This is a genomic window from Ensifer sp. SSB1, assembly GCF_016652895.1.
Lineage (GTDB): Bacteria > Pseudomonadota > Alphaproteobacteria > Rhizobiales > Rhizobiaceae > Ensifer.
The window spans coordinates 21,544-28,671 of record NZ_JAEPRP010000091.1 but is presented as its reverse complement, the minus strand read 5'-3'; the positions used below and the strand labels follow the sequence as shown (position 1 = coordinate 28,671).

Sequence of the window (7,128 nt, the reverse complement as noted above, 5' to 3'; positions counted from 1 at the left end):
TGCAGGGCTTCAATGCCGGTCCGGTGCGTGCGCCGCTGAAGGACCTCAGCGAAGACGAGGTCGCAATGCTCGACGCGCTGATCGGCGCAAACAAGCGCCACAAGTGAACGCCGGGCGCATGGGGATCGCGCGGACTTTCCGGCGGGCATTGCTCTCCATTGTACCTGCCGGGGACCGAACCTAGTCCTCGCCTGTTGCTGGGATCCCCTCCGCCAGTGCCAGTGCCTGCTCGGGCTCATCAAGGTGCATGAGCTCACCGTCCCGGCTCTGGCGAACTCTTTTCATGTGATCGCGGGGGCTGAGGCCCAGAGTTCGTTTGAACATGCGGGAGAAGTAGTAGGGGTCGGCATAGCCGACCTCTGCGGCCGCAGAAGAAACCGAAAGCCCTGCTTCGAGGAAATGCATGGCCCGTTCCATGCGTTTCAGTTCCTGGTACTTGCGCGGCGTACGCGTCACCCTTTTCTGGAACTCCCGCAGGAAATAGTCCCGATTGTAGGGCGATGTCTCGACCGCCTTGGTCGCAATATCCGGGTCGAGCGGATTGGCGGAAATCATCGTGGCCGCCTTCATGACAGCGAGGTCGATTGCGTCTGCTCCTTCGGGCTGGTAGGTGGCATGGTCTCGCCAACCGATGAACGCATCCTCGATGAAGGCGATGAGCAGGACCATGAACAGGTGATGCTGCCCGAGCGTCACGGAGGAGGGCGGCGCGCTCTGGCGGTAGTGGCGCGCCAGCGGCTCAAGCAACGCCCAGCGCGCAAGCCTCAATTTCGGCACCAGATCCATTTGCTCGATCAGGTTGTGGCGACCGTAGATATCCAGCGTGAAATGCTGTGCGACGCCGAGATAGGTCTCTGGCCCCTCATTCCATCCGATGAAATGCTGGCCGCGCGAAATCAGCATCGCATCGCCCGGTTCCATCACGCGCGGCTCGCCATCGACCAGATAGTGGCCGCGCCCCTCAAGGCAGATAACGAGGTCATCGACCGGGTTCGACTTGTCTATGCGCCAGGTCTGCGAATGCTCCATCCGGATAGCTGCTCGGGTGAGATCGAGCGTCAGCGCAGCCGGCGGAATGGCGGAGAGAATTCCACCTTCGATTTCGTCCATCTTTTTCCTCGCCTTTGTGAATTCATTCTGTGGCAAAAATGCGTGACTGTCATCGCAGAAATGCATGCACGCACCGCATCGAACAGGGAGGAGACCGGTTCGCAGAAGAAGGGGAGGCGAGAGCCTTCGTCTATCTGCACCGGTCCGGGAGCGTAATTTGTACGAAACCGTATCTAGCAAGGGCGCACTTCAGTGCTGCCCGGGAGGGGCACCATGAAAGGGCAGCGTCTCCTGGGGCTCGGCTATCTGGCGCCCTATATCATTGGTCTGTTGATCTTCACGGCCATCCCGTTCATCGGGTCGTTCTATCTGAGCTTCACCAGCTATGACCTGATGAGCGAACCGCGCTGGACAGGCCTCGCCAATTACGAGCGGCTTTTTACCCGCGACCGCACCTTCATCAAGTCGTTGAACGTAACGCTGCTTTACGTCTTCATCACCGTGCCCCTGAAGCTTGCCTTCGCACTCTTCATCGCGGCTATTCTAAATCACAGGTTGAAATTTATCGGCCTGTTCCGAACGGCATTCTATGTGCCTTCGATCCTTGGAGGCTCGATCGCGATCGCCGTTCTGTGGCGTTATGTCTTCGCCTCGGAGGGCCTTGCGAACATGGCGCTCGCGACCCTCGGTCTCGCGCCGGTCGATTGGTTCGGCGATCCCGTGAACGCGCTCTTCACGATCACGCTGCTGCGCTGCTGGCAGTTCGGCTCGGCTATGGTGATCTTCCTTGCGGCCCTGCAATCGATTGACAAGTCGCTCTATGAAGCGGCCGCGATCGACGGCGCCGGTAAGGTGCGCACCTTCTTCTGGATTACCCTGCCGCTGCTGACGCCGGTCATTTTCTTCAACCTGATCATGCAGATGGTTCAGGCGTTCCAGGAGTTCAACGGCCCTTACATCATCACCCAGGGCGGTCCACTCAAGGCGACCTACCTGCTGCCGCTCTACATTTATGACGAGGCCTTCAAGAAGTTCAACATGGGCTACGCCTCGTCCATCGCCTGGGTGCTCTTCACCATCATCACCGTCCTGACCCTCGTCGCCTTCTGGTCTTCGAAGAAGTGGGTCTACTACGCCGGCGACAAGAGGAGCTGACGAGATGACCGATCTTCAAGTTCTCAACGATCGCCTGGCCGCCCGCAGGGCAAGGCTCCGCCTGATGTCAACGACCGTTCGCTATGTGCTGTTGTTTTCCGTTGGGTTCGTCATGCTCTACCCGCTGATCTGGCTGGTCGGCGCGAGTTTCAAGACGAATTCGGAGATCTTTTCCGGCGCCGGCTTCATGCCGACAAGTCCGACCGCTGACGGCTACATAAAGGGCTGGCAGACGTCGACGCCCTATACCTTCGGCCGGTTCTTCTGGAATTCCTTCCTGATCATTCTGCCGAAGGTGATCGGTACGGCGATCTCCTGCACGATGGCGGCCTATGCCTTCGCACGGTTCGACTTTCCGCTGAAGAAGATCCTCTTCGGTTCGGTCATCGCCATCCTGCTTCTGCCAAATGTCGTCACCCGCATTCCGCAGTACATCCTCTTCCGCGATCTTGGCTGGCTCGACACGTTCCTGCCGCTCTGGGTGCCTTCAGCCTTTGCGGGTGATGCCTTCTTCGTCTTCATGCTGGTGCAGTTCCTGCGCTCGCTTCCAGCGGATATGGAAGAGGCGGCTCGTGTCGAAGGCGCCAACAGTCTCCAGACGCTGGTCTACATCGTCGTGCCCATGCTCGCGCCGGCGCTGATTTCCGTCTGCCTGTTCCAGTTCATGTGGACCATGAACGACTTCCTCGGGCCGCTGATCTATCTGTCGTCGGTCGACAAGTATCCGGTGAGCCTCGCGCTCAAACTTTCCATCGACACGACCGAAGCCTTCGAATGGAACCGCATTCTCGCGATGTCGGTCCTGACGATCACTCCCGCTTTGGTCGTCTTCTTCGCTGCGCAACGGTACTTCATTGAAGGGATCTCCTCCGGGGGAGTCAAAGGCTGAACATGGCTAAGGTCCAACTGAAGAATCTCGAAAAGATTTATGGCAACGCCTTCAAGGCCGTGCACGGCATCAACCTCGATATCGAGGATGGCGAGTTCATGGTCTTCGTCGGCCCCTCCGGCTGCGCCAAGTCCACCACGTTGCGCATGGTCGCCGGGCTCGAAGAGATTTCGGGAGGTGAGGTCGTGATCGGCGACCAGCGGGTTAACGACCTGCCGCCCGGCAAGCGCTCCATCGCCATGGTCTTCCAGAACTACGCGCTCTACCCGCATATGAAGGTGCGCGGCAATCTGGCCTTCGGGCTGAAGATTGCCGGCAAGCCGAAGGCGGAAATCGAAGCCGCCATCGATCACGTGGCGAAGATCCTCGAAATCGAGCCGCTACTCGATCGGCTGCCGAAGCAGCTCTCCGGTGGCCAGGCCCAACGCGTGGCGCTTGGGCGCGCACTCATCAAGAAGCCCGGCGTCTTTCTGTTCGACGAGCCGCTTTCCAATCTCGACGCCAAGCTGCGGGCCTCGATGCGTGTCCGCATCACCGACCTGCACCGCCAGCTCAAGGCCGAAGGCTTGTCCTCGACCGTCATTTACGTGACCCACGATCAGACCGAGGCGATGACGATGGGCGACCGCATCTGCGTTATGCAGGCGGGCCGCATCATGCAGGTGGCGACGCCGAAGGAGCTCTACAATCGCCCGGCGAACCTTTTCGTCGCCGGCTTCATCGGCAGCCCGGAGATGAACCTCATTGATGCAAGGCTCGAAGGTGGGGACTTCTCGATCGGCAGCCAGCGTCTGCCGCTCGGCTCCAACCTCGCGACACGGCTTTCGTCGAGGCCCAATGAGGCTGTGCTCGGCATGCGCCCGCAACATCTCTCGCTTGCCGCTGACGGCGCGGCGTTTGCGGCGAAGCTGACCAACGCCGAGTTCATGGGGCATGAAGTCTACCTCCACGCCGATCTCGAGGGCCGAAAGCTCGTAAGCGTGGTGGGCGCCGCCGAGTTCGAGGCTCTGGGCCGCTCGGATGTGATCCGCCTGCGCCCGGACCCTGCCCAACTGCATGTTTTCGACAAGACCGATGGCCGCAACGTGTCGCTTTGAGGAGGCGCCGCGTCGTTCAATTCCAAGGAGGAGAAGGCAATGAGAATGACAGCAAAGATCGCCGCGCTTGCCGGCGTCGCATATGGCGCCCTTGCGCTCGGCACGGCAGCGCACGCCGCTGAATTGCGCATGGCGTGGTGGGGTGGCGAGAGCCGCCACGTTGCCACCCAGAAGGCGATCGCCGCGTGCGGTGAAAAATACGGCCATACAGTCAAGGGCGAGTTCACCGGTTTTGACGGCTACCTCGAAAAGCTGACGACCCAGATGGCCGGCAAGACCGAGGCGGACATCGTGCAGGTCAATTGGCCGTGGCTGCCGCTGTTTTCAAAAAATGGCGACGGTTTCGCCAATTTGCGTGCGCTGAAGGCGATCGATCTTTCCAACTGGAGCGATGCCGATCTCGCGGCAGGCTCCATGAACGGGGTCCTGCAGGGGCTTTCGGTCTCGACCACGGGCCGCGTCTTCTTCTTCAACGCCACGACCTTCGAAAAGGCCGGCGTGCCCATCCCGAAAACCTGGGACGAGTTCTTTGCCGCGACGGCGACGATCAAGGAGAAGCTCGGCAAGGACTACTACACCTTCAACGCCGTCAAGGAGACCGCGCAACTCCTGACGACGCTGGCCGTCGTCCAGAAGACCGGCAAGGACCTCGTCGATCCCGAAACCAATCGTGTCGCCTGGACACCGGAGGAGCTGGCCGAAGGCATCTCCTTCCTGGGCAAGCTGGTCGAGACCGGCGCCATCCGTTCCCAGAAGGAAGAGGCCGCTGACGGCAACGTCAATCTGTTCGAGAAGCCCGCCTGGGCCGAGGGAAAGGTCGCTGGTTCCTATGAATGGGACTCGACCTATTCCAAATATGCCGATCCGTTGAAGGACGGTCAGGTGTTGACGCCTGTGCCGATGCTCAAGCTCGCTGACGCGGTAACGGAAGGCGTCTACCGTAAGCCGTCCATGGTGTTCTCGATCTCTAAAAACTCGAAGGACCCGGCGGCGGCGGCGCAAATCGTCAACTGCCTGTTGAACGAACCGGAAGGCATCGATGCGCTCGGCACCTCTCGCGGCCTGCCGGCGTCCAAGGCTGCTGCCGCCCGACTTGGCGAAAAGGGCGAGCCCGAGGTGCGCGCTGCCAATGCCATCGTGCTCGCCGCCGGTGGGCCGACCGTTTCGCCGTTCAACGAGCATCCGGAGATCCGCGCCGCCTTCATCGATACGCTCGAGGAATATGCCTACGGGCAGCTCAGCGCCAATGAAGCGGCGGAGCAGATCATCGACACGGTGAACGACGTGCTCGCCAAGTTCGACTGATCGCTAAATCTGCCCGCCGCGGCTTCTCGCGGCGGGCGCCCCGCGCCCAGCGGGAAACGAAACGAGAAGAGATCATGACCCGACCTTCCATCATCGCGCTGTCGGCGCGAACGGCGGCGCTTTGCCTGCCGGCACGCGGAGCACTCTACCACCTGCCGGGGAAGGCGAAGTGGCGCCTTTCGTCGCTCGACGGGGATGATCAGATGCGGCAGGGCGAGACCTCGCTTGCCGTGCCGCTACTGCACGATCTTCAACCTGGCGGACGCTATCGCTTCGAGGCGGAGGGGCTCGAAACGATGGAGTTTGACACCGCGTCCTGCGCGGGGCTCGTCGACGCAGGCGATTTCGGTCTCGTTCGCGATATCCATCTTGACGATATCGAGGGCGCACGCCGCAACGCCGCTGCCCTTCGAGAGGCCGTTGCTGCGGTTCCCGAGGGCGGTACGCTCAGGCTGCCGGCCGGGGTCTGGACGGCATTTCCCCTCGCACTCAAGACCGGCATGACCTTCCATCTTTCCCAAGGGGCGGTCTTGCGGGCGCCGTCGGAACGGCTCGGATGGCCGATCCTGCCTGCCCGCAACGCGTCCGGCGGAATGTTGGGGAGCTGGGAAGGCCTTCCGGCTGACTGCTTCGCAGCCCCGCTCCATGCCATTGGCGCGAAAGACCTGGTCATCGAGGGAGAAGGCTCGCTCGACGGGTCCGGCGACAGGGGGGACTGGTGGACCTGGCCAAAGGAAACGCGTGACGGTGCGCGCAGGCCGCGCGGCCTTCATTTCGTCTCCTGTTCCGATGTCACGCTTCTTGGTTTCACCATCCGCAATGCGCCGTCCTGGACGATCCACCCGCAGGGCTGCAGACGATTGACCGCGGCAGGGCTTTTCGTCTCCGCCCCGCCCGACAGCCCGAACACCGATGGCTTCAATCCCGAAAGCTGCCAGGGCGTGACGATTGCCGGCGTGCGCTTCTCCGTCGGGGATGATTGCATTGCCGTGAAAGCCGGTAAGCGCGGCCAGAACGGCGAGGCCGACCACCTCAGCGAAACGCGGGGCGTGCGCGTGAGCCATTGCCTGATGGAGCGCGGTCACGGCGGTCTCGTCATCGGTTCGGAAATGTCGGGCGGCGTGCATGATGTTGCCGTCGAGAATTGTGCGATGGTCGGTACGGATCGCGGCCTGCGTATCAAGACGCGGCGTGGGCGCGGCGGCGCGATTACCGATATCACGATGCGCCACGTTCTTATGGATGGCGTCGAGACCGCACTCTCCGCCAACGCCCACTACCATTGTGATGCGGATGGCCACGACACCTGGGTGCAATCCCGTCGGCCGGCTCCGGTCGAGGCGGGCACACCCGTCATCGATGGCGTCACGATCGAGGATGTCGAGATTCGTGATCTCGCCCATGCAGCCGGCGCCTTCCTCGGCTTGCCGGAGGCCCCGATCCGCAACATCAAAATTCGCCGCCTCACGATCGCGTCCTTCAACCCGGAGGCGGCGGTTGCCCCTCCCATCATGGCCGACCGTATCCGTCCGATGCGGCACGAAACGATCGTCTCGGAACAGGCGGAGGTCGATTGCGACGACCCGGCGCTCCTGAGCGCGGCGGCAATATCAACGTCCTTCGAGTGAGACA

The 7,128-nt window shown here is 61.7% G+C and carries 6 protein-coding genes and 1 pseudogene; 6 read left to right on the top strand and 1 reads right to left on the bottom strand.

Features of this window, described 5'->3' with window-relative positions:
- Positions 1-107, top strand: a pseudogene (locus I8N66_RS21735) (5-dehydro-4-deoxyglucarate dehydratase); the annotation flags it as partial.
- A gap of 73 nt (positions 108-180) precedes the next feature.
- Here I8N66_RS21735 and I8N66_RS21730 read toward each other — a convergent pair.
- Positions 181-1,110 (bottom strand): AraC family transcriptional regulator, encoded by a 930-nt coding sequence (locus tag I8N66_RS21730; RefSeq protein WP_291157512.1) that lies wholly within the window; start codon positions 1,108-1,110, stop codon positions 181-183.
- 213 nt (positions 1,111-1,323) lie between these two features.
- On the opposite strand from I8N66_RS21730, the gene I8N66_RS21725 reads away from it, so the two are divergent.
- The 5 genes from I8N66_RS21725 (at position 1,324) to I8N66_RS21705 (ending at position 7,124) form a co-directional block, all read left to right on the top strand.
- Positions 1,324-2,205, top strand: a complete 882-nt coding sequence (locus I8N66_RS21725) for a sugar ABC transporter permease (RefSeq protein WP_113538180.1) — start codon at positions 1,324-1,326, stop codon at positions 2,203-2,205.
- 4 nt (positions 2,206-2,209) lie between these two features.
- Positions 2,210-3,094: a carbohydrate ABC transporter permease gene (locus I8N66_RS21720; protein WP_291157509.1), complete on the top strand. Its 885-nt coding sequence runs from the start codon at positions 2,210-2,212 to the stop codon at positions 3,092-3,094.
- A 2-nt stretch (positions 3,095-3,096) separates the two neighbouring features.
- Positions 3,097-4,191 (top strand): sn-glycerol-3-phosphate ABC transporter ATP-binding protein UgpC, encoded by a 1,095-nt coding sequence (ugpC, locus tag I8N66_RS21715; protein WP_291157507.1) that lies wholly within the window; start codon positions 3,097-3,099, stop codon positions 4,189-4,191.
- A 39-nt stretch (positions 4,192-4,230) separates the two neighbouring features.
- A complete protein-coding gene (locus tag I8N66_RS21710; RefSeq protein WP_291157505.1) occupies positions 4,231-5,496 on the top strand; it encodes an ABC transporter substrate-binding protein in 1,266 nt (421 codons plus the stop codon).
- A gap of 74 nt (positions 5,497-5,570) precedes the next feature.
- The gene (locus tag I8N66_RS21705; RefSeq protein ID WP_291157503.1) at positions 5,571-7,124 is read left to right on the top strand and encodes a glycoside hydrolase family 28 protein; all 1,554 of its coding nucleotides are present in this window, start codon (positions 5,571-5,573) and stop codon (positions 7,122-7,124) included.
- Positions 7,125-7,128 lie beyond the last annotated feature (4 nt).

Bases quoted from the DNA above. Each gene is read 5' to 3' on its own strand.
- I8N66_RS21730 (WP_291157512.1), bottom strand. From the start codon at position 1,110: ATGGACGAAATCGAAGGTGGAATTCTCTCCGCCATTCCGCCGGCTGCG.
- I8N66_RS21725 (WP_113538180.1), top strand. From the start codon at position 1,324: ATGAAAGGGCAGCGTCTCCTGGGGCTCGGCTATCTGGCGCCCTATATC.
- I8N66_RS21720 (WP_291157509.1), top strand. From the start codon at position 2,210: ATGACCGATCTTCAAGTTCTCAACGATCGCCTGGCCGCCCGCAGGGCA.
- ugpC (WP_291157507.1), top strand. From the start codon at position 3,097: ATGGCTAAGGTCCAACTGAAGAATCTCGAAAAGATTTATGGCAACGCC.
- I8N66_RS21710 (WP_291157505.1), top strand. From the start codon at position 4,231: ATGAGAATGACAGCAAAGATCGCCGCGCTTGCCGGCGTCGCATATGGC.
- I8N66_RS21705 (WP_291157503.1), top strand. From the start codon at position 5,571: ATGACCCGACCTTCCATCATCGCGCTGTCGGCGCGAACGGCGGCGCTT.